24 protein-coding genes and 1 tRNA gene are annotated in these 20684 nt (G+C 63.8%); 8 read left to right on the forward strand and 17 right to left on the reverse strand.

What is annotated here, in order from left to right; genetic code table 11:
* The first annotated feature begins 121 nt into the window (after nt 1–121).
* From VKR55_RS30480 to VKR55_RS30505, 6 genes are all read left to right on the forward strand, one after another.
* Nucleotides 122–781 (forward strand): hypothetical protein, encoded by a 660-nt coding sequence (locus tag VKR55_RS30480; RefSeq protein WP_324409130.1) that lies wholly within the window; start codon nt 122–124, stop codon nt 779–781.
* A gap of 218 nt (nt 782–999) precedes the next feature.
* On the forward strand, nt 1000–1581 hold the full coding sequence (locus VKR55_RS30485; RefSeq protein WP_324409104.1) for a hypothetical protein: 582 nt from the start codon (nt 1000–1002) through the stop codon (nt 1579–1581).
* A gap of 22 nt (nt 1582–1603) precedes the next feature.
* A complete protein-coding gene (locus tag VKR55_RS30490) occupies nt 1604–1735 on the forward strand; it encodes a hypothetical protein (protein ID WP_324409105.1) in 132 nt (43 codons plus the stop codon).
* A 102-nt stretch (nt 1736–1837) separates the two neighbouring features.
* Complete coding sequence (locus tag VKR55_RS30495) at nt 1838–3172, forward strand: Rieske 2Fe-2S domain-containing protein (protein ID WP_324409106.1); 1335 nt, start codon at nt 1838–1840, stop codon at nt 3170–3172.
* Between the two features lie 297 nt (nt 3173–3469).
* Nucleotides 3470–3667 (forward strand): hypothetical protein, encoded by a 198-nt coding sequence (locus VKR55_RS30500; RefSeq protein ID WP_324409107.1) that lies wholly within the window; start codon nt 3470–3472, stop codon nt 3665–3667.
* Between the two features lie 80 nt (nt 3668–3747).
* Entirely contained in the window at nt 3748–4203 is a 456-nt protein-coding gene (locus VKR55_RS30505) for a GcrA family cell cycle regulator (RefSeq protein WP_324409108.1), read from the forward strand.
* 128 nt (nt 4204–4331) lie between these two features.
* Here VKR55_RS30505 and VKR55_RS30510 read toward each other — a convergent pair whose 3' ends face one another.
* Entirely contained in the window at nt 4332–5294 is a 963-nt protein-coding gene (locus tag VKR55_RS30510; RefSeq protein ID WP_324409109.1) for an SDR family NAD(P)-dependent oxidoreductase, read from the reverse strand.
* Between the two features lie 143 nt (nt 5295–5437).
* On the reverse strand, nt 5438–6337 hold the full coding sequence (locus tag VKR55_RS30515; protein WP_324409110.1) for a dihydrodipicolinate synthase family protein: 900 nt from the start codon (nt 6335–6337) through the stop codon (nt 5438–5440).
* 182 nt (nt 6338–6519) lie between these two features.
* Between VKR55_RS30515 and VKR55_RS30520 the strand changes: the two genes are divergently transcribed.
* On the forward strand, nt 6520–6651 hold the full coding sequence (locus tag VKR55_RS30520; RefSeq protein ID WP_324409111.1) for a hypothetical protein: 132 nt from the start codon (nt 6520–6522) through the stop codon (nt 6649–6651).
* A 395-nt stretch (nt 6652–7046) separates the two neighbouring features.
* Here the strand turns inward: VKR55_RS30520 and VKR55_RS30525 are convergent.
* The 7 genes from VKR55_RS30525 to VKR55_RS30555 all read right to left on the reverse strand — a co-directional run bounded on the left by VKR55_RS30525 (nt 7047) and on the right by VKR55_RS30555 (nt 11644).
* Nucleotides 7047–7124 (reverse strand) — tRNA-Pro (locus VKR55_RS30525).
* Between the two features lie 72 nt (nt 7125–7196).
* The gene (locus tag VKR55_RS30530; RefSeq protein ID WP_324409112.1) at nt 7197–7775 is read right to left on the reverse strand and encodes a MerR family transcriptional regulator; all 579 of its coding nucleotides are present in this window, start codon (nt 7773–7775) and stop codon (nt 7197–7199) included.
* Nucleotides 7776–7802: 27 nt separating this feature from the next.
* Entirely contained in the window at nt 7803–8132 is a 330-nt protein-coding gene (locus VKR55_RS30535; protein ID WP_324409113.1) for an integration host factor subunit alpha, read from the reverse strand.
* Between the two features lie 130 nt (nt 8133–8262).
* Complete coding sequence (locus tag VKR55_RS30540) at nt 8263–9237, reverse strand: beta-ketoacyl-ACP synthase III (RefSeq protein WP_324409114.1); 975 nt, start codon at nt 9235–9237, stop codon at nt 8263–8265.
* Nucleotides 9234–10289: a phosphate acyltransferase PlsX gene (gene plsX, locus VKR55_RS30545; protein ID WP_324409115.1), complete on the reverse strand. Its 1056-nt coding sequence runs from the start codon at nt 10287–10289 to the stop codon at nt 9234–9236. Before plsX ends, VKR55_RS30540 begins: the two co-directional genes overlap by 4 nt.
* 220 nt (nt 10290–10509) lie before the next feature.
* Nucleotides 10510–11091, reverse strand: a complete 582-nt coding sequence (locus tag VKR55_RS30550) for a YceD family protein (RefSeq protein WP_324409131.1) — start codon at nt 11089–11091, stop codon at nt 10510–10512.
* Between the two features lie 7 nt (nt 11092–11098).
* The gene (locus VKR55_RS30555) at nt 11099–11644 is read right to left on the reverse strand and encodes a ubiquinol-cytochrome C chaperone family protein (protein WP_324409116.1); all 546 of its coding nucleotides are present in this window, start codon (nt 11642–11644) and stop codon (nt 11099–11101) included.
* A gap of 109 nt (nt 11645–11753) precedes the next feature.
* On the opposite strand from VKR55_RS30555, the gene VKR55_RS30560 reads away from it, so the two are divergent.
* Nucleotides 11754–12233 (forward strand): outer membrane protein assembly factor BamE, encoded by a 480-nt coding sequence (locus tag VKR55_RS30560; protein ID WP_324409117.1) that lies wholly within the window; start codon nt 11754–11756, stop codon nt 12231–12233.
* A 209-nt stretch (nt 12234–12442) separates the two neighbouring features.
* Here the strand turns inward: VKR55_RS30560 and VKR55_RS30565 are convergent, their stop codons facing one another.
* From VKR55_RS30565 to glyA, 8 genes are all read right to left on the reverse strand, one after another.
* Nucleotides 12443–14563, reverse strand: coding sequence for a sodium-translocating pyrophosphatase (locus VKR55_RS30565; RefSeq protein ID WP_324409118.1), 2121 nt, complete (start codon nt 14561–14563; stop codon nt 12443–12445).
* A gap of 261 nt (nt 14564–14824) precedes the next feature.
* Entirely contained in the window at nt 14825–15826 is a 1002-nt protein-coding gene (gene thiL / locus VKR55_RS30570; RefSeq protein ID WP_324409119.1) for a thiamine-phosphate kinase, read from the reverse strand.
* Between the two features lie 155 nt (nt 15827–15981).
* Complete coding sequence (gene nusB / locus VKR55_RS30575) at nt 15982–16491, reverse strand: transcription antitermination factor NusB (protein ID WP_324409120.1); 510 nt, start codon at nt 16489–16491, stop codon at nt 15982–15984.
* On the reverse strand, nt 16491–16985 hold the full coding sequence (gene ribH / locus VKR55_RS30580) for a 6,7-dimethyl-8-ribityllumazine synthase (protein WP_324409121.1): 495 nt from the start codon (nt 16983–16985) through the stop codon (nt 16491–16493). Before ribH ends, nusB begins: the two co-directional genes overlap by 1 nt.
* Nucleotide 16986: 1 nt before the next feature.
* Nucleotides 16987–17613, reverse strand: coding sequence for a riboflavin synthase (locus tag VKR55_RS30585; protein WP_324409122.1), 627 nt, complete (start codon nt 17611–17613; stop codon nt 16987–16989).
* Nucleotides 17613–18761, reverse strand: coding sequence for a bifunctional diaminohydroxyphosphoribosylaminopyrimidine deaminase/5-amino-6-(5-phosphoribosylamino)uracil reductase RibD (ribD, locus tag VKR55_RS30590; protein ID WP_324409123.1), 1149 nt, complete (start codon nt 18759–18761; stop codon nt 17613–17615). Before ribD ends, VKR55_RS30585 begins: the two co-directional genes overlap by 1 nt.
* Nucleotides 18758–19240: a transcriptional regulator NrdR gene (gene nrdR / locus VKR55_RS30595; RefSeq protein WP_324409124.1), complete on the reverse strand. Its 483-nt coding sequence runs from the start codon at nt 19238–19240 to the stop codon at nt 18758–18760. The genes ribD and nrdR overlap by 4 nt, the downstream gene beginning before the upstream one ends.
* Nucleotides 19241–19255: 15 nt before the next feature.
* Nucleotides 19256–20539, reverse strand: coding sequence for a serine hydroxymethyltransferase (glyA, locus tag VKR55_RS30600; RefSeq protein ID WP_324409125.1), 1284 nt, complete (start codon nt 20537–20539; stop codon nt 19256–19258).
* Between the last annotated feature and the right edge of the window lie 145 nt (nt 20540–20684).

Consider the following 20684-nt stretch of genomic DNA (forward strand, 5'->3'; position numbering starts at 1 on the left):
GGCTGTTGTCGTTACAATCGGGCTGCGAAGAATGACCCTGAAAATATTTTCGTTGCGGGAACGACCGGATCTGGTCGCGGCTGTCTTTTCGAAGGATTTGCAGGCGGTATGGCCCGAATTTATGCAGCACGACGCGGCGGCAAAGCTCTATTTTGGCCGGTCCGTTTTTCCCAGCTACCTGGATTACGCCTTCGCCGGACTTGTCGATGGCGAGGTTGTCGGACGCGCTTTCGCCGTTCCCTTTGCGTTTGGAGTCGATGACCGCAATGAATTGCCTGGCGGCGGCTGGGATCAGGTGATCCGCTGGGCGCATGAAGACAGGACGGCGGGGCGCAAGCCGACAACCATGAGCGCACTCGAGATTGCCTTCCTTCCGAAAGCGCGAGGGGGCGGGAATGCGCTGGCGATGCTGGATGCGCTGAAGGCCTGCGCGAAAGGAAGCGGCTTTGCGGAGTTGTTCGCGCCTGTCCGGCCGAGCCAGAAGCATCTGCGGCCGCGCATCCCCATGCGCGACTATATCGACTTGAAGCGTGACGATGGTTTGCCGATCGACGCGTGGCTCAGAACCCACGTCAGGGTGGGCGGGCAAATCATCAAGATCGCCCCCTGCTCCATGACGATTGTTGGCACACTCGCCGAGTGGTCACGCTGGACGGGAGCGCTCTTCGAACGTTCCGGCGAGGAAGAGGTCGCCGGTGCGCTGGTGCCGGTGCTGGTATCGGTCGAGCAGAACTATGCGGCTTATGTGGAACCTAATGTGTGGGTCCGACATCCCTTATGATGCCGATCCCATCGCGCATTTCGGCTGGTCGTCGGGCAGCTGATCTGTGCGTCATTTCACTTTCGATCAGCGCAATCGCATATAGTATTGCGATCGATTGCGGCGCGCCTCGGCCGAAGGGGAGTGCGAACGCCTAACCTGTCACGACTCTCGAAAGACACATCCGCCGCCCGATCCAAAGGATCGACGGCGGCTTCGTCAAAAGGAGGTCGATCAGCATGCAGGCCATCCCCATTGAGAACGTGTTCGATGATCCGGACGCCATTCGCACGCTCGTCGAGCGCCACGGCCCCTATCGCGCACTGGCAAGCTACCTCCCTGTTTCCGCGACGCGCGGCGACCGGGAGGCCACCGCCGAACACGGCGGGACGCTGCCTTGGTTTCGCGGCACATGGGCAGCCAACGGCAAGCCGCTGGTGGCGGGCGCGGAGCTCATCCTGGAGAATCCCCGTTTCCGGGAGGCGGCGTCGCAGCTCTTCCAGGGAGCGGAAGTCGTCCCCAACACGATTGCGGTCAATGTGAATGCGCCGATGCCGTCAGGAGCGGTGCATGTCGATATCCCCTCCTTCCGCGGCACCACCCGCGATCGTTATCCGATCCAACTGCTTCAGGCGATGGGCAGCTCCGGCCTCTTCGAGCCCTGGCGCATCGTCGAGGCCGGCGCGGTGGTCTGGTTCTATGAAGGACCAGGTGGCGCTTACGAATATTGGCCCGACGGTCTGAGTGGCCCGAAGCGGAGCGTAAGCGCACCGCTCACCAACCGGGCGCTCGTCGCCGACAATGACCGGTCGCGCCTATGAACAACTGACGGCCGAGCGCATTGTGCAAATCTTTGAGGCCGATCTCACCGCGCGGGGCATTGCCGTGAAGACGCATGCCCCGCCCCTGTCCGATCAGGCGTGGCTGGACTGCGTGCACTCGACCTATTACGCGCCGATCCTGCTAACGGAATAACCTCGATTTTTGCGTCGACGCCCCAGTCGACGGGCAGCCGGCCCCAATCCATGATAACGTGGTCCCCAACAACCGGCGCAAGGTTGCAATCGGGAGGAAACAATGACGACCGCTGCGGAAGGAAGGGAGCTCACCCAGGTCGGACCCGGCACTGTCATGGGCGCGCTGATGCGGCAGTACTGGATCCCCGCGGCGCAGTCCGCCGAGCTTGTGCGCGGCGGAGCGCCCATCCGGCTGATGCTGCTCGGTGAAAAGCTGATCGCGTTCCGCGACAGCGCAGGCCGGGTCGGCGTGATGGACCATCGCTGTCCGCATCGCTGCGCTTCGCTGTTCCTCGGACGGAACGAGGAAGGCGGCATCCGCTGCATCTATCACGGCTGGAAATACGATGTCGCGGGCGATTGCATCGACATGCCGAGCGTGCCGCCAGAGCAGGACTTCAAGCACAAGGTGAAGGCCAAGGCCTATCCGGCCGTCGAGCGCGCCGGTGTCGTCTGGGTCTACATGGGATCGAGCGCCAAGGTGCCCCTGCTGCCGGCGTTCGAAGTCCTCGACATTCCTGATGACGAGATCAGCGTGACCTTCATCCAGCGGGACTGCAACTACCTGCAGGCGCTCGAGGGCGAGATCGATACCGCCCATTTCGGCTATCTGCACGCCGGCCATGTCGACCCCGACGACGTCGCCGAGGACAATCCGGTCTACCACACCGTTACCAACCGCGCTCCCGAATATCATGTCGCCGACACCCCCTGGGGCACGCAGTACGCCGCGTACCGCTCTGCCGGGGGAGACAGCATTTATTGGCGTTTCGCGAACTTCCTGTTTCCGTTCTGGGTCCAGGTACCCGCCGGGGAGTTCGCCAGTCACGTGCACGCACGTGCCTGGGTGCCGCTCGACGCCGATCACACGATGTTCTGCTTCCTGCGATGGAAGCGCGGCGTATCGGCGGTGACACAGCCGCAGCCCGCCTTCAAGGACGGCCGGCCGATCGGCGGTACCGGTCGTGGCAACAAATTCCTTCCCAACTCCACGGACTGGCTCGGCCGATTCCGCCTGGCTGCGAACGAAAGCAATGATTGGGGTCTCGATCGCGCTGCGCAGCAAAGCAACGCGATCTACAGTGGAATCGATGGCGTCCACCTGCAGGACCAGGCCATCACCGAAAGCATGGGGCCGATCACGGACCATGCGTTCGAGCACCTGGCGCCGTCGGACCAGATGATCACGCGAACGCGCCGGCGCCTCCTGATGGCGGCTCGCGCGCTGCGCGACAACAACGTCTTGCCCCCCGGCGTCGAAGACCCGGAGATGTATCGCGCAGGACGAAGCGGCTACTTCGTCAGCGACGACAAGGGCTCGTGGCAGGAGGTCTATGCCAGGCAATTGTCGGTCGCTTCGCACCCCTCGTCATCCCCCTTGCGCGCGGCGGAGTAGATCGCGGCTTATCGTGCGCTGGCCGATTGGCAGCCGGATCTCGTCCGCGCAGGCCATGCTTTTGACGCGTGAAACGCCGCCGCGCGGCGAGAACGCGAATCCCCCTTTTCAAGTCAAAATTGGGCTGGTCACTCCGTCCGCTCGCGAGCGCCGATGGACGGCGCGGCCGCGATTGGCGTTTGCTAGTGGATTCAATGGCTTAATCACTCACACTTGACGGGCTGCTGCATTTTCTCGTATCCTAATAGAGTCTAAATAGTTACTTTTCTGTACTCGAGTAACGGACTAGCGTTTGTCATGGCCACCGAGAAAGCCGAGACTGACCGCATTCCAGTAACTTTGGCGCTTTCGACCATTGCCTTTCTCGAAAGACTTGTGAGACAGGGCACCCACGGCACCAGCGTTCCCGGCGTCGCAAGGACGCTGATCGAGGAAGGCATAAGGCTCGCGATCAAGGACGGGCTGCTTTCCATCCGTGACAATGGCAAAGCGTGATTTGAGATTTTGGGGCACGGCAGTTTCGGCTCTGCGCAGGTCAAAACGATCCCGAAAGGATCAAACCTGGAACCGAACTCATGCCCTCCATTGTACAGACTTGGACCACCGAACGCATTGAAGCCCTGAAAGTGCATTTTCAAGCCGGCCTCTCCTGCCGCGAGATCGCGGCCGAGATCGGCGTCAGCCGCAATGCGGTCATCGGAAAAATCTCGCGCCTCAACCTGACCCGCGACAAGGGCGGCGCGCTGCGACCCAAGAAAGAGCCGGCGAGCACGCCGCGTCCGCGCGGCGCGCAACGGCTGCGGCAGATTCTCGCGAAATCGTTTCTCGCGGAGCCGGAGCCGGAAATCCCCGACGAGCCGATCCACAACGGCCATACCTGCTCGCTGTTCGAGCTCTCCAAGGAAACCTGCCGCTGGCCGATCTCAAGTCCGGGGCAAGCGGATTTCTGCTTCTGCGGCAACACGCCGCTGGACGGCATGCCCTATTGCGCGGGACACAGCCGGCTCGCGTATCGGGTGAATGCAAGGTAGCGGACGGTGTTTGAAACGGGCTATGCGGGGCTCTTCACCTCTCCCGCTTGCGGGCCCGCAAGCGGGAGAGGGAGCGCAGTCGCGATCGCGGCTTGATCTCGTCTCGTCACCCTATGCGATCGCTCCGCTCACCCCACCTTCCAACCGACTTGCTTGACCATGTTCTCAAAGAACTGGGGCGTGTAGGCTTTCTCTGGCGATGCCCGCACGAGCTCGTCGAGCTTGTGGGCGTCGTTGCCGACCAGGATGCGCCAGCGATCCGCCTTGACGCCGTCGAGGATGATCTTGGCGGCTTCAGCCGCCGTGGTCGGCGCCTCGTCGCGGAAAGAGCGCGCACGGTCGAGCGCGCGCTGCTGAATCTCGTCGTCAGACATGGTCTCGACCGGGACGCCCATGCCTTTCAGCCGCTGGCGCGCCTGCAGGAGCTCGTTGGGCGCAAGCTTTTCCGAGCCGTTCATCACCAGTCGCGTGTTCGACACGATCGAGGTGCCGATGTGGCCGGGCATCACCACCGAGCATTTGACGTGCGGCGCGTTGAGCCTGAGATCGGTCATCAGCGCTTCCGAAAATCCCTTCACCGCGAATTTCGCCGCACTATAGGCCGTATGCGACACGCCGAGGCCGACGGAAGCCCAGAAGCCGTTGACGCTGGAGGTGTTGACGATATGCGCCTCGTCGGCTTTCACCAACAGCGGCAGGAAGGTGCGCACCCCGAGATAAACGCCGCCCCAGCAGATGTTGAAAGTGCGCTCCCATTGCTCGCGGGTCGAGGTGAACAGGCTGCCGCCACCGCCGATGCCGGCATTGTTGAAGAGCAGATGGATCTTGTCGGTCTTCTGCTGCTCGATCAGCTCGTCGCGGAAGCGCTTGAGCTGATCCTCGATGGAGACGTCGGCGATGTGGGTGGTGACGCGCAATCCCTGCGGCAATTTCTCCACCTCGCAGAGCCGCTTGGTCTCGGCCAAATTCTCAGGCGACACATCGCACATCGCGACATTGCAGCCTTCGGCGACGAGCTGGCGCGCGAGCTCCCGGCCCATGCCCGTGCCGCCTCCAGTGATCACGGCGATTTTTCCGGCGAAATCTTTCATGGAGAGTGTCCTCCTCCCTTTGATAGTTCCAGATGCTCGTCGTGCCCGGCCTTGTGCCGGGCATCCACGTCTTACTTTAGCCGAGCCAAAGACGTGCATGGCCCGGTCAAGCCGGGCATGACGGGCTGTGAATGCGTTTGCGTCTATTCCGCCGCCTCGACCCGCTTGCCGGAGAGCGCTTCCAGCGCCTTGGCGATGGCGGCTTGTTGTGCGGGCGAAGCTTCCGGCATCGGCGCGCGCGAGAACGTCTTCGGCAGCCCCTGCAAAATCTGCGCGTGGCGCGTGCAGGCCGGCAGGTTGTCGGAGATGATCGCGTTCCAGAGGACGAGGAGCTTCTTGTGCAGTTCGAGGGCGTGGGCATGATCGCCGCGCTTCACGGCATCCCATAGCGCAACGGAAGCATGCGGCGCCGCGCTCAGGATCGCGGCGATCGAGCCATGCGCGCCGAGCGTATAGGACGGATACATGAGCGCATCGACCGCGCTATAGATCAGCTTGTCGGGAGCCATCAGCATGAGATCGGCGAACAGTTTCAGGTCGCCCGCGCTCTGCTTGACGCCGACCACGAGCGGCACCTCATTCATGATGCGCGTGAGCAGCGCCGGCGAGAGATAGGACCAGGGCACGACATTGTAGATGATGATCGGCATGCCGGTTTCGTCAGCCATGCGGCGAAAATGGCCGACCATCGCCTCCTCGTCCGGCTTGAAGAGATAATGCACCGGCGTCACCTGCAGCGCTGCGACATCCATGTCGCGGACGAGCTTGCCTCGCTTGATCGCGTCGCGGGTGGAATCGACGATGATGCCGGCGATGACCGGCGCCCGGCCATTGGCCGCCTCCACCGTTGCCGCGATCAGGTCGCGATATTCCTGGCGATCGAGGGTATGGCCCTCACCCGTCGAGCCGCCGGCCGCCATGCCGTGGACGCCGGCCCCAATCAGCCAGTCGACCTGCGGGCCGACCTGCTTCAGGTCGATCTCGCCATCTTTCCGGAACGGCGTGGTCATCGGCGGTATGACGCCGGTCGGTCGAGTCTTCATGGTTTTTTCCTTTTTGTTTCCATCCCGCAACGCAACCGGTTTCGCTGTTTGGCCGGCAGCGCACAGTGCAGCGATGCTAGCACGCGCCGCAAGGCCGCCCGCCAACGGCGGCAAAATAATGGCTGAACCTTTTTTTCGCACCACGGACAAATTGACGGGAGGCAGAGCTGCCAGGAGGCTCAATGAACCACCATTGGCATGACACCATGGTCGACCAGCCCGAGACCAATGGCCCCGCCTATCTCACCGGATGGACCATCAGCGGGCTCGCCGTGATCGGCACCATCATCGCCGTCTGGCTGCTCGGGATTTAAAGGACAGCGAGAGACGCTTCACTTTTTTGGCGGCGGCCGTGGGGTCGTCCTCGGATGGACCGGAACGACGGGATTCCCCTGGGCCATCGGCCCGCCCACATGTCCCTGCGGCTTGGCCGGCCCGCCTACGCTTTGCGCGAACGCCGCCGAAATCCAGAAACTTCCGACGATTGCGATCAAGCACGCTTTGCCATTCAGCATGGCTTTGCCTCATTCATCGTCCGGTTCGTCGCAAGCGGTCCGCCCTGCTTACCCAATATCATAGGGGATTGGCCTTACGCTCACCTTACGCAGGCTCATTTGTGATCAGCAACGGCATCGATACGATCCGCGCGGGCATAGTCTTTTCCGCCCGGGCCGGGTCGATGCTGTCGACGCTTTGGCGGTGGAAAAAATGGTCGGAGCGGCGGGATTTGAACCCACGACCCCTAGTCCCCCAGACTAGTGCGCTAACCGGGCTGCGCCACGCTCCGATGCCGTTCCCTTAGCCGCGTTGGCTCCGTCGCGCAAGGCGCGGAATTGACGCCCTGGGGCCGAAAAGCCGCCTACCCGTCCTTCAGCGCCCGGTCGAGTATCTGGCGGCAGGCGACCAGTTCCTTCAGCACGCTCTCCAGCCGCTCGCGATCGACCGGGTTTGCCTCATGCGCGCGGCCATGGCCTGCGCCGGAGCGGAAGGTCTGGAGGATATCGTCCTGGGCATCGACGAAGCGGAAGTCGATGCCGTCTTCCTCGGAGCCTTCGTACTCCTCGTCGTCGGCCTCTCCCTCCGCGCCAAGGCGACCAGTCTCCTTGTCATCCTCGATCAGGCTCTGGCCGATCGCCTCCTCGATCGCACCGAAGGAGACGGCATTCGAACTGTCGGCAAGGTTCTGCACCGATTTGATGCCGTGCTCCTTCAGGATCCGCTGCACGCCGCGGATGGTGTAGCCCTCGCCATAAAGCAGGCGGCGGATGCCCTTGAGCAGGTCGATGTCGTCGGGCCGGTAGTAGCGACGGCCCCCGCTCCGCTTCATCGGCTTGATCTGCGCGAAGCGGGTTTCCCAGAACCGCAGCACGTGCTGGGGGATGTCTAGGTCTTCAGCGACTTCGCTGATGGTTCGGAACGCATCCGGCGCCTTGTCCAAATGCAAGCTTCCTTCGAGGTCTGGATGTTACTCGGTCTTTTCGGCGCCGTTGGTTGGAGCGTGACCGTTGATCCGCTGCTTGAGGATCGCCGACGGCTTGAACACCATCACGCGCCGCGGTGAGATCGGAACCTCCGTTCCGGTCTTCGGATTGCGGCCGATGCGCTGGCCCTTCTTGCGCACCATGAACGATCCGAACGACGACAGCTTCACCGTCTCGCCCTTCTCCAGGCAGTCGGTGATCTCCTTCAGCACCAGCTCAACGAAGGCCGACGACTCGGTACGCGACAACCCGACCTTCTGATAGACGGCCTCGCACAAATCAACACGTGTGACGGTTTTTCCGGTTCCGGACATCGCCTTGCCCCAACTCGCGGCGAACAATTTGCAACTGAAATTAAGAGGTTAACGGGCGATGGTCAACAGCACCGTCAAGACAATAACATCTAAAATCGGTAGCCCGAGAAGCGATAAATTTAAGGGTGCGTCACCAGCGCAACAGTGCCGACCCCCAGGTAAAGCCTCCGCCCATCGCTTCCAGAAGCACCAAATCGCCCTTCTTCACGCGTCCATCCTTCACCGCGACCGAGATTGCGAGCGGAATCGACGCGGCCGACGTGTTCCCGTGCTTATCGACGGTGAGCACCACCTTCTGCGGCGCAATATGAAGCTTGTGCGCGGAGGCGTCGATGATTCGCTTGTTCGCCTGGTGCGGAATGAACCAGTCGATGTCGTCGGCGCCAAGGCCGGTCGCGTTGAAAGCATCGACGATCACGTCGGTGATCATGCCGACGGCGTGCTTGAACACCTCGCGGCCTTCCATGCGCAAATGACCGACCGTCATGGTCGAGGACGGCCCGCCGTCGACATAGAGCTTCGACTTGTGCCGGCCGTCGGAACGCAAATGCGTGGTCAGTACGCCGCGGTTGGAGGATGTTCCGGGTTGTTCCTGTGCTTCCAGAACGACGGCGCCGGCGCCATCGCCGAACAGCACGCAGGTGCCGCGGTCGTTCCAGTCGAGAATGCGCGAGAAGGTCTCGGCGCCGATCACGAGCGCCCGCTTGAAGCTGCCCGAGCGCAGAAAATTATCGGCGGTAGCGAGCGCAAAGACGAAGCCGGTGCACACGGCCTGAAGATCGAAGGCCGCGCCATGGTTGATTCCGAGTCCGTGCTGAACCGCAACCGCGGTCGCCGGAAAGGTGTTGTCCGGTGTCGACGTCGCCAGGACGATCAGGTCGATCGCCTGCGCATCGAGACCTGCATCGGCGAGCGCCGCCTTCGCGGCGTTGATCGCAAGATGCGAGGTGAACTCGCCTTCGGCGGCGATGTGCCGCTGGCGGATACCGGTCCGCTGCACGATCCATTCGTCGGAAGTCTCGATCCGCGTCGCCAGTTCGGCATTGGTCAGAATCTGCTGCGGCAGGTAGGAACCGCAGCCGAGCACCACCGAACGTATACTCACGAAACAGCCTCCGGCGTGGACGGGTCGGGGACGATTCCGCCGCCCTCGCGATTAAGCATTTGATTGATCTTGGTCAGGAGATCGTAGCGGACCATCTCATAGCCCCAGTCCACGGCGTAGGCAAAGCCCTCGGCATCGGTACCGCCATGGCTTTTGACCACAACGCCGCGCAGGCCGAGCAGCACCCCGCCATTGGCTTTCTTCGGGTCGAGCTTGTCCCGCAGCGAGCGGAACGCACTCTTGGCAAACAGATAGCCGATCTTCGACAACCAGCTCTGCGCGATCGCCTGCCGCAGGAAATCGCTGATCTGCCGCGCGGTACCCTCGGCCGCCTTCAGCGCGATGTTGCCGCTGAAGCCCTCCGTTACGACCACGTCGGCCGCGCCCCCGCCGATACCGTCGCCCTCGACAAAGCCGACATAGTTGAGCGCGGCCATCGCGCGCAGCCTTTCGCCGGCCTCGCGGATCTCCTCGTGTCCCTTGATCTCCTCGGTGCCGATATTGAGCAGGCCCACGGTCGGCCGCTCGATGTTGAGCAGCACCCGCGCCATCGCGCTGCCCATGATCGCGAGCGCCACCAGGTGCCGCGCATCGCCGCCGATGGTAGCGCCGAGATCGAGCACGACGGAGTCGCCGCGGACGGTCGGCCAGAGACCCGCGATCGCCGGACGATCGATGCCCTCGAGCATGTGCAGATGAAACCGCGCCATCGCCATCAGCGCACCGGTATTGCCGGCGGAGACGGCAACATCCGCCTCGCCTTTTTTTACCGCGTCGATTGCAAGCCACATCGAGGACGTCTTGCGGCCGCGCCGCAGCGCCTGGCTCGGCTTGTCCTCCATGCTGACGGCGACCTCGGTATGGATAATGCGCGAGGCCGCTTTCAACGCCGGATGCTTGGCAAGTTGCTCCTCGATCAGGGCGCGGTTGCCGACCAGGACGAACTCGGTGTCGGGGTAACGGTTGAGCGAAATCGCAGCGCCGGGAACGACGACGGCCGCGCCGACATCGCCACCCATGGCGTCAAGCGCGATTCGAACCTTTTGAGGCATGAATGTCCCGGAGACCTGATTTCCTGATCGCCGCGTCCTGCGGCGGTCGGCCGGACGCTGGCTAAGCGACCGGGCCGGGCCGCGACAATAGCGTTTCGGCGTGCCGACACAACCTCTTGACCCCCGTCTTTTGGTCATGGAGCGGCTTTCGCGGGGAATCAGGATGTGGCGATAACTCCATGACACTTATGGATTTATGGCGCCTTTTCCAGCCCCCTGCTCATTCGCCTTTTGGCTTGTGCTTCCTCGGCTCGCGATCAGCGCGCAGCGCCTTCAGCGCGGCAAACGGGTGATCCTCGGGATCGACCGCAGTGACCTGCGGCTCAAAGGCCGCGCCCTCTTTTCGCGGATAAGGATCGATCGAAAGATAGAGCACGTCGGTCGCAAGCCGCCCAAGATCGATGATGCCGTCCTCGATCGGCTCGGGCGGGTCATCCATCTCGAAGGCTGCGTCAATGTCGACGGGCTCGGGGATTTGCTCCGGCGGCGCGAAGATCAGGTCGATCTCTTCATCGATATCGTTTTCGAGCGGCTCGAGCGTCACCACGCAGGCCTGTCCGACCGTGGCCTGCAGGCGCCCTTTGACATGAACCCGCCCGCCGCTCTTTGGCGTCAGATCGAACGAGGCGCGCGCAGAAGAAATATCGCGCAGGCCGGCAATTTCGGCCATTGCTCCGCGTGTCGCTTGATCCGCCTCGATGTCGCGATGCAGACCCGTGTCGGGGATCTGCACCACCGGGACAAAAGCGCGCCAGGGACCACGATCCACGCCGCGTTCGTCGGTCTTGTCGCTCTTTACCATCATGATCTTACGCGCCTTCGGGCTGCGGCAGCGGAAAGGTCCAGACTTTCCCGAGCCGGGTCACATCGCTTTCCTTGTCGAGCGATGCCATCGCAGCTAGCGCATAGGCGGCCAACCGCCGCGCGCCCTCGATGTTCCCGCCATCCAGGACGTTCTTGCAGATCGCCAGCGAAAGCGCCTCCGGGCTGTCAGCAAGCGCCATGTCATAGGCGGCGGAGCGGCCATAAAATGCCTCGCCCAGCGCCTGCATCTTCTTCGGGACAGCGAGGTCACCCACCGCCATTTCCCGCAAATTCGCGTCCATATCCGCGCAAAAATGGTCGAACAGCGCCTGCGCAAGCTCCGTTCCGCCGGATATCGTTCTGAGGTGCCGCAGCACCATCCATAAATGCAGAAGAAGCAGGTCAAAACGGCCGTTAACCGTGTCCGGCACGCCCAAGTCCCGATAAAACAAGGGTTCTCGCGCCTGCGTCACGATCATGCCATAGATGGCCTCGATGGTGCCGCGCGGGGCTAGCCGGGGTTTCCTGAAGTGATTGAACGGCCAAAGCATTGTGGGTTCCGCATGCGAGCCCAATGGGGCTTCGCGCATCTTGCAAACCATTTGGCCGCCCGGTACGTCAACGCCTCGCCGGATGCAAGAGGACCGGACCTACTCCGCCATGATTGAGACGAGCACGACCCGAAAGTCCGCATCCCGCGGTCTTTTTGCGAGCTGGCGCGGCCTGCGCGTGACCGCCGCGGCAGCGCTTGTCTGCGGGCTGCTTGCGGCTTGTACCGGCGAATCCTTCCAGAAGGGCTACATCCTGCCGCCGGGCGCGCTCGAGCAGATCCCGATCGGCGCAAGCCAGGACCAGGTGCTGATCGTGATGGGCACGCCCTCGACGGTGGCGACCCTGAACGGCGAGGTCTTCTATTACATCTCCCAGCGCGCCGAGCGCCCGGTGATGTTCATGAACCAGAAAGTCGTCGACCAGCGCGTGATCGCGATCTATTTCGACAAGAACCGCCAAGTGCAACGGATCGCCGATTATGGCCTGAAGGACGGCCACATCTTCGACTTTGTCAGCCGCACCACGGAGACCTCCGGCCAGGAGCTCTCCTACCTGACGCCGCTGTTCAAGCTGCTCAGCTTCAACTAGCGCCCCTGCGCTGTCATTGCGAGGAGCGATAGCGACGAAGCAATCCATGCTTCAGCAAGCCGAGACATGGATTCCTTCGCGGAGCCTGTCATCGGGCCGCGCGTTCGCGCGGACCCGTTGGCTCGCAATGACGGCCAAGAACGCGCCAACAAAAACCCCGCAGGTTTCGACCTGCGGGGTTTTGCGTTTCACCTGATCACAACAGCTAGCTAGTGCGCGAGGATCGCGAGCAAGAGCAGCGCCACGATGTTGGTGATCTTGATCATCGGGTTCACCGCGGGACCGGCCGTATCCTTGTAAGGATCGCCGACGGTGTCGCCGGTCACCGCCGACTTGTGGGCGTCAGAGCCCTTGCCGCCGTAGTGGCCGTCCTCGATGTACTTCTTGGCGTTGTCCCAGGCGCCGCCACCGGAGGTCATCGAGATCGCGACAAAGAGGCCGGTGACGATCACGCCGAGCAGCATCGCGCCAACGGCCGAAAACGCGGCGGACTTGCCGGCCGCCCCACCGCCAGCGATTGCGTAGATCAGGAAGTAGACCACGATCGGCGACAGCACCGGGAGCAGCGACGGGATGATCATTTCCTTGATCGCCGCCTTGGTCAGGAGGTCGACGGCCTTGCCGTAGTCCGGCTTGTCCGAGCCCTGCATGATGCCGGGCTTCTCGCGGAACTGGCGGCGGACCTCTTCGACGATCGCGCCGGCCGCTCTACCCACGGCCGTCATGCCGAGCGCGCCGAACAGATACGGCAACAGGCCGCCGAACAAGAGACCAACCACCACGTAGGGATTGGTGAGCGCGAAGTCCGGATTGACGCCATTGAAGTAGGCGTGGCTGGCGCCGCCGCTGATGAAGAATTTGAGATCCTGGTTGTAGGCCGCAAACAACACCAGCGCGCCGAGACCGGCGGAGCCGATCGCATAGCCCTTGGTCACCGCCTTGGTGGTGTTGCCGACCGCATCGAGCGCGTCGGTCGACTTGCGCACCTCCTTCGGCAGGCCCGCCATTTCGGCAATGCCGCCGGCGTTGTCGGTGACCGGGCCGAAGGCGTCGAGCGCGACGATCATGCCGGCCAGCGCCAGCATGGTGGCGGTCGCGATCGCGATACCGAACAGGCCAGCGAGGCTGTAGGTGATCAGGATGCCGGCGATGATGACGAGTGCGGGCAGCGCAGTCGCTTCCATCGAGATCGCGAGGCCCTGGATCACGTTGGTGCCGTGACCGGTGACGGATGCCGCCGCAATCGACTTCACCGGACGGAAGTCCGTGCCGGTGTAGTACTCGGTAATCCATATGATGAGCGCGGTGACGGCAAGCCCGACCACGCCGCATTCGAACAGCGACAAGCCGGTGTAGTCGACGCCGGCGAGCTTATCGAAGCCGATCAGGTAGTAGATCACGCCGGCGATGCCGACCAGCGAGAGGATGCCGGTCGCGATCAGGCCCTTGTAAAGCGCACCCATGATCGACTGGTTCGCGCCAAGCTTCACGAAGAAAGTGCCGATGATCGAGGTGATGATGCAGACGCCGCCAATGGCGAGCGGCAGCGTCATCATGTTGGCGAGGATCGGCGTCTTGGCGAAGAAGATCGCCGCCAGCACCATGGTGGCGACCGCGGTCACCGCATAGGTCTCGAACAGGTCGGCGGCCATGCCGGCGCAGTCGCCGACATTGTCGCCGACGTTGTCGGCGATGGTGGCGGGGTTGCGCGGATCGTCCTCGGGGATGCCGGCCTCGACCTTGCCGACGAGGTCGCCGCCGACGTCAGCACCCTTGGTGAAGATGCCGCCGCCAAGACGGGCGAAAATCGAGATCAGCGAGGCGCCAAAGCCGAGCGCGACCATCGCGTCGACGACGGTGCGGCTGTCGGGGGCCAGGGCCATGCCCTTGGTGAGGACCGTGAAATAGATGGTGACGCCGAGCAGCGCGAGACCGGCGACCAGAAGGCCGGTGATCGCGCCCGCCTTGAAGGCGAGCTCGAGCCCGCCGGCGAGCGAGGTGGTCGCCGCCTGCGCGGTGCGGACATTGGCGCGCACGGAGACGTTCATGCCGATGAAGCCGGCCGCCCCCGACAGGATCGCGCCGACGGCAAATCCGACCGCAACTAGAAGCCCGAGGAAATAGGCGAGCAGCGCAAAGATCACGATGCCGACGAGGCCGATCGTGGTGTACTGGCGCCGGAGATAGGCCTGCGCGCCTTCGCGCACAGCGGCGGCGATTTCCTGCATCCGTGGATTGCCGGCATCCGCCTTCAACACGGAAGTCGTGGCCCAGATGGCGTAGAGAATGGAAAGCGCCCCGCAGAGCACGATCAACCACAAAGCTGTCATCGATTTTGCCTCAGATCCTAGATGGCCCCACGCCGTGGCCGCGACTTGCGGCCGACGCACAACAAAAGGAGGCCAGCCCTGCCCAACGGGGGCGGCCTCAAATCGGGCCGGACCATGCCAAAATCATCCCCCCGGCGCAACGCCGGGACGTGCAAAAAGCAGGCTTTTTTCGACGCCCCAACGCGTGTTCTTGCGGGGCATTTTTCCGGCCCGCGGGCGCGACCGAACGGCAGGAAAGACAAGCCAGTACCACCCAGTCGATCAGAAATGGCTGTAGGACAATCGCCCGAGCGCAATCTCCCTTCCCTCCGCGTCCAGGAATCGTGGCGCGGCAGCCGTCGCGGTGATCCTGCCGATCGCGGTCAGCGCGATCCCTGCTCGCCCCGCCTCCCGCATGAGCCCTTCCAGTTTCGCTTCCGGAACCGTGCACAGGATTTCGTAGTCGTCGCCACCGGAAATCAGGGTTTCGATATTGACCACGCCGCGCGCAAGCAGGCCTGCGGCTATGGCCGAGGTCGGAACAAGGGGCGTCTCGATCACAGCCGAGACCCCGGAAGCGGCGCAGAGCTTCGTCAGATCGCCGGCGAGGCCATCGGACACATCCATCGCCGCGCTCGCATAGGCGCGCACCGCCTCGGCCAAGGCATTGCGCGGCTGCGGCACCCGGTAACGGGAAACCAGCATCTCGCTCGCGGCGGGATTGCCAGCGAGTGCGGCGTCAACCGCGCCGCCCTTGAGGACATCGAGCCCGAGCGCGGCATCGCCGATGGTGCCCGTCACCATCACATGGTCGCCGTCCTTCGCACCGCTTCGATGAACCATCTTGCCGTCCGCAACGCGGCCGAAGGCGGTGATCGACACCATCTGAGGCCCTGGCGTAGAAACCGTATCGCCGCCGAGCAAGGGGCAACCGAATGTCTTGGCGTCCTCGCCCAGCGCATGGGCGAAGGCGGCGAGCCAGGCATCGTCGACGCTGCGCAGGGCCAGCGTCAGCGCGAAACCCGCAGGCTTCGCGCCCTTGGCTGCGAGATCGGAGAGATTCACCCGCAGCGCCTTGCGGGCCACCGTGTCGGGAGGATCACCGGAGAGGAAATGCACACCCTCGATGATGGCATCCGTCGTGACCACGACGTCCTCGCCGCGCGCCTTCAGCACCGCGGCATCATCGTCGAGGCCAAACGCGCCCGCATCGGTCGCGATCGGCTTGAAATAGCGCGCGATCAGCGAGTCCTCGCCGGATACTTGCTTGCTGCCGTTCGTCATCTCAACCGATCCGACAAATCCCGCCGTCATTGCGAGCCAACGGGTCCGCGCGAACGCGCGGCCCGATGACAGGCTCCGCGAAGCAATCCAGAATGCATCAGTGGAGGCGGTCTAGATTGCTTCGTCGCTACGCTCCTCGCAATGACGGCATTAAACTAGCCACGCGAGAACTCATCGCTGCGAAATTGCCGTGCGATCTGATCGAGCACGGCATTGACCATGCCGGTCTCATCATGATCGACAAAGGCATGCGCGACGTCGACATATTCGGAGACGACGACTCGCCCCGGCACGTCCTTGCGGTGCTCCAGCTCATAGGCGCCAGCCCGCAGCACCGCACGCAGGATCGCGTCGATCCGCTTCAAGGGCCAGCCCTTTGACAGTGCGTCGTCGATCAGGGGATCGAGCCTGGTCTGGTCGCGCACGACGCCCGAGACGACGTCGCGGAAGAAGGCGGCTTCCGCCGGCAGATATTTTTCGCCCTCGACCTCGTTGCCGAGCCAATGGCTTTCGAACTCGGCGAAGATGTCGTTGATGCCAGCACCGGCGATGTCCATCTGGTACAGCGCCTGAACGGCAGCAAGCCGCGCCGCGCCGCGGCGGTTGGCTTTCTTGTCTTTGCCAATCCCTTGCCCCTTGGCCGGTTTGCTCTTGCTCTCAGCCATCATGATGTCTTTGCCAGCCGACGCTTGATGCGCAGCATCGCGAGCGCCGCGCGTGCGGCATCGCCGCCCTTGTTGAGTTCGGAGGCGCGCGCCCGCGCCCAGGCTTGCTCCTCGTTGTTCACCGTAATGATGCCATTGCCGAGCGGAAATTTTTTGGCGACCGCGAGATCCATCAGCCCACGCGACGACTCCATCGAGACGATCTCGAAATGGATCGTCTCACCCCTGATGACACAGCCGAGCGCGATAGCGGCGTCATAGGGCTTGCCGCTCTTCTCGCCCGCCTCGATCGCGATCGCAATCGCCGCCGGAATTTCCAGCGCTCCGGGCACGGTGATCACGTCGTGGCTGACGCCCGCGGCCTTGAGCTCGGCGACCGCGCCTTGAAGGAGCGCATCCTGGATGTCGTCATAGAAACGCGCCTCCACGATCAGCGCGCGAGCGCCGCTGATGTCGGTCTGGTCCTTCAACGGGGCGCGCCGGGCGTCTGCCATCTTACACCTTCATCTCGGTCAGGCGCGCGGCATAGCGCGCCATCAAGTCAACCTCAATATTGACTTCGCCGCCGGCCCGCCACCCGGAAAGTGTGGTCACGCTCAATGTATGGGGGATGATCAGCACCGAGAAGGCCACGTCCTGCACGGTATTGATCGTCAGCGACACGCCATCGAGCGTGATCGATCCCTTGGGCGCGATGAAGCGGGCGAGCTCGCGCGTGGTTGACAATTCGAACCGCGCCATGTCGGGCAGATCATCACGCGCGATGATCTGTGCAATGCCGTCGGCATGGCCCGCGACGATATGACCGCCCAGCTCGTCGCCGATCTTCAGCGCCCGCTCGAGATTGAGCTTTGTCCCGACCGCCCAATGCTTCGCCGTGGTCATGCGCAGCGTCTCTGCCGCGGCATCGACGTCGAGCCAGGTCTTTTGAGGAGAGCCCTTGCCCCCCTCGACGCCGGAGGCCACCACAGTCAAGCACACGCCGTTGCAGGCAATCGAGGCGCCATCGGCAATCGTGCCGCGGTCGTAGCGGCAGGCGATGCGCAGCCGGTGCAACTGGCCCTGCGCGACTGGCTTCAGGCTCGTGATCTCGCCGATATCGGTGACAATGCCGGTGAACATTATGCGCGCTCGTAGATCGAAAGGGTGTCGTCGCCGAGCGTCTCGCTAGCACGAAGCGCAAAGCGCGGCGACTGCGTGATTTCCGACAGGGGCATTGCGTCCAGCGCAGCGATGCCGTCGGCGCCGATCGTGCCCGGTCCACGCAAGAGCCAGATTTCATCGGCAAGGTCGGCCGCGACGAAGGACGCCGCCACGCGGCTGCCGCCCTCCACCATCAGCCGCGTGATGCCCTTGTCCGCGAGCGCACGCAGCGCAGCCGGCAGATCGAGGTCCCCGCCAGCCGCAGGCGCAACGCGGATGACCTGTGCCCCAGCGGCGCCGAGCCTGGCTGCGGCCGGCGCTTCCGCAAGCCCGGACGCGACGACCCAGAGCGGCGTCTGCCGCGCGGAATGGACCAGCCGGCTGCTGCCGGGAGTGCGAAGGCTGCGGTCCAGCACCACCCGGACCGGCGAGCGCGCCGCCATGCCGGGCAGACGGCAAGTCAGGAGCGGATCGTCGGCGAGCACGGTGCCGATGCCGACGAGGACCGCATCGCTTTGCGCGCGGAGCAGATGCACGCGACTTCGCGCCGCCTCGCCGGTGATCGAAACCTGCTTGTGGCCGGCGGCTGCGATCTTGTCGTCCGCAGACACGGCGAGCTTCAGGATCACATGCGGCCGGGCGTCGCGCACGCGACGAAAATGGCCGGCGTGGTCATGGGCGGCATCATCCGCAAACAGCCCGACATCGACGGCGATACCTGCTGCGCGCAATTTCGCGTGCCCCTGGCCTGCGACTTCCGGATTGGGATCCTCAATCGCCGCCACCACACGGGAGATGCCGGCCGCTATGATGGCGTCCGCGCAAGGCGGCGACTTGCCGAAATGCGAGCAGGGCTCGAGCGTCACATACAGCGTCGCGCCCCGCGCCGCCTCTCCGGCGCGCCGCAACGCCTCGGGCTCGGCATGCGGGCGGCCGCCCGGCTGCGTCCAACCCCGGCCGACGATCACGCCATCCTTCACCACGACCGCGCCGACGGCCGGGTTAGGCCAGGTCCGCCCGAGCCCGCGGCGGCCGAGCGTCAGCGCAAGCTGCATGAAGCGGCGGTCGGCTTCCTTGGCGGCCAGAGATTTTTCCCTGAACTGATCCTCCAGGATGCGGAAGATCATTTGCGTATCGTGACGATCCTGGCGTCGTCCTCGCCGGAAAGCTCGCCGAGCACCGTCTCGAAGTCCTTTGCCTCGCGGAAATTGCGATAGACCGAGGCGAAGCGGACATAGGCGACGTCGTCGAGCTGGCGCAGATGCTCCATCACGATCTCGCCGATCACCTCCGACGAGATCTCCGCTTCGCCCCCGCTTTCGAGCTCGCGCACGATATCGGAGACCATCTTCTCGACGCGCTCGGCCTCCACCGAGCGCTTGCGGAGAGAGACCTGCACCGAGCGCATCAACTTGTCGCGGTCGAACGGCACGCGGCGGCCGTTGCGCTTGATGACCGTGAGTTCGCGGAGCTGCACCCGCTCGAAAGTGGTGAAGCGGAAATTGCAGGACACGCAGACGCGCCGGCGCCGGATGACGGAGGAGTCCTCGGTCGGACGGGAGTCCTTCACCTGCGTATCGAGACTGTTGCAGCTCGGACAGCGCATCCGGCGAGACCTTTGCTAATAGATCGGGAAGCGATCGGTAAGCGCCTTCACCCGTTCCTTGATCGCGGCTTCCACCAGCGGCGCCTTGCCGTCCTGTGACTGCGCGATTGCATTCAAGACCTCGGCAATCATGCCGCCGACCTGCTTGAACTCGGCAACGCCGAAGCCGCGGGTGGTCGCCGCCGGCGTGCCGAGCCGCAGACCCGAAGTCACGAACGGCGTCTCTGGGTCGAACGGGATGCCGTTCTTGTTGCAGGTGATGGCGGCGCGGACCAGCGCCTTCTCCGAAACATTGCCCTTCAACCCCTTCGGCCGGAGGTCGACCAGCATCAGATGGTTGTCGGTGCCGCCCGAGACGATATCAAGGCCGTGGGCGCGCAGGCTTTCGGCAAGCGCCTTGGCATTTTCGACGATATTCTTCGCGTAGATCTTGAAGTCCGGGCGCAGCGCCTCGGCGAACGCTACCGCCTTCGCGGCGATCACATGCATCAACGGACCGCCCTGCAGGCCCGGGAAGACCGCCGAGTTGAACTTCTTGGTCAGCGTCTCATCGTTCCACAGCATCAGGCCGCCGCGCGGACCGCGCAGCGATTTGTGCGTGGTCGTCGTCGTGACATGCGCGTGCGGCACCGGCGAAGCATGCGCACCGCCGGCGACGAGGCCGGCGAAGTGCGCCATGTCGACCATGAAGTAGGCGCCGACGCTGTCGGCGATCTCGCGGAAGCGCTTGAAGTCCCAGGCGCGCGAATAGGCGCTGCCGCCGGCGATGATCAGCTTCGGCTTTAACTCTTCGGCGCGGCGGGCAACCTGGTCCATGTCGATGATCTGGTCCTCGCGGCGCACGGTATAGTGCTGCGCCTTGAACCATTTGCCGGAAATGTTGACCGGCGCGCCGTGGGTGAGATGGCCGCCGGCTGCGAGATCGAGACCCATGAAAGTGTCGCCGGGCTGGAGCAGCGCCAGGAACACCGCCTGGTTCATCTGGCTGCCGGAATTGGGCTGCACGTTCGCGAAGTTCGCGCCGAACAATTTCTTGGCGCGGTCGATCGCCAGCGTTTCGGCGACATCGACCCACTCGCAACCGCCATAGTAGCGCGCGCCCGGATAGCCCTCGGCATATTTGTTGGTCAGAAGCGAGCCCTGCGCCTCCAGCACCGCCCGCGAGACGATGTTCTCGCTGGCGATCAGCTCGATCTGCGATTGCTCGCGCCCCAATTCGCCGGCTATCGCGGCGGCGATGTCGGGATCGGCGGCAGCGAGCGTGTCGTCGAAAAATCCGTTGCCGGGCGTTTGTTCCATGCCGAGGTTCTACCAGATCTCGGGGCGGACTGCCAGCAGCATACCATTAGCTCGCCGATCCCGCCCTCGGCAAGTGATACTGCGGCCGAGCGCGAACGAGCGAGCGCCGCCGGTCCGTCTCGGCGCGCCGTTTCGAAGTCCTGCG

The organism is Bradyrhizobium sp. (assembly GCF_035309285.1).
Taxonomy (GTDB): domain Bacteria; phylum Pseudomonadota; class Alphaproteobacteria; order Rhizobiales; family Xanthobacteraceae; genus Bradyrhizobium.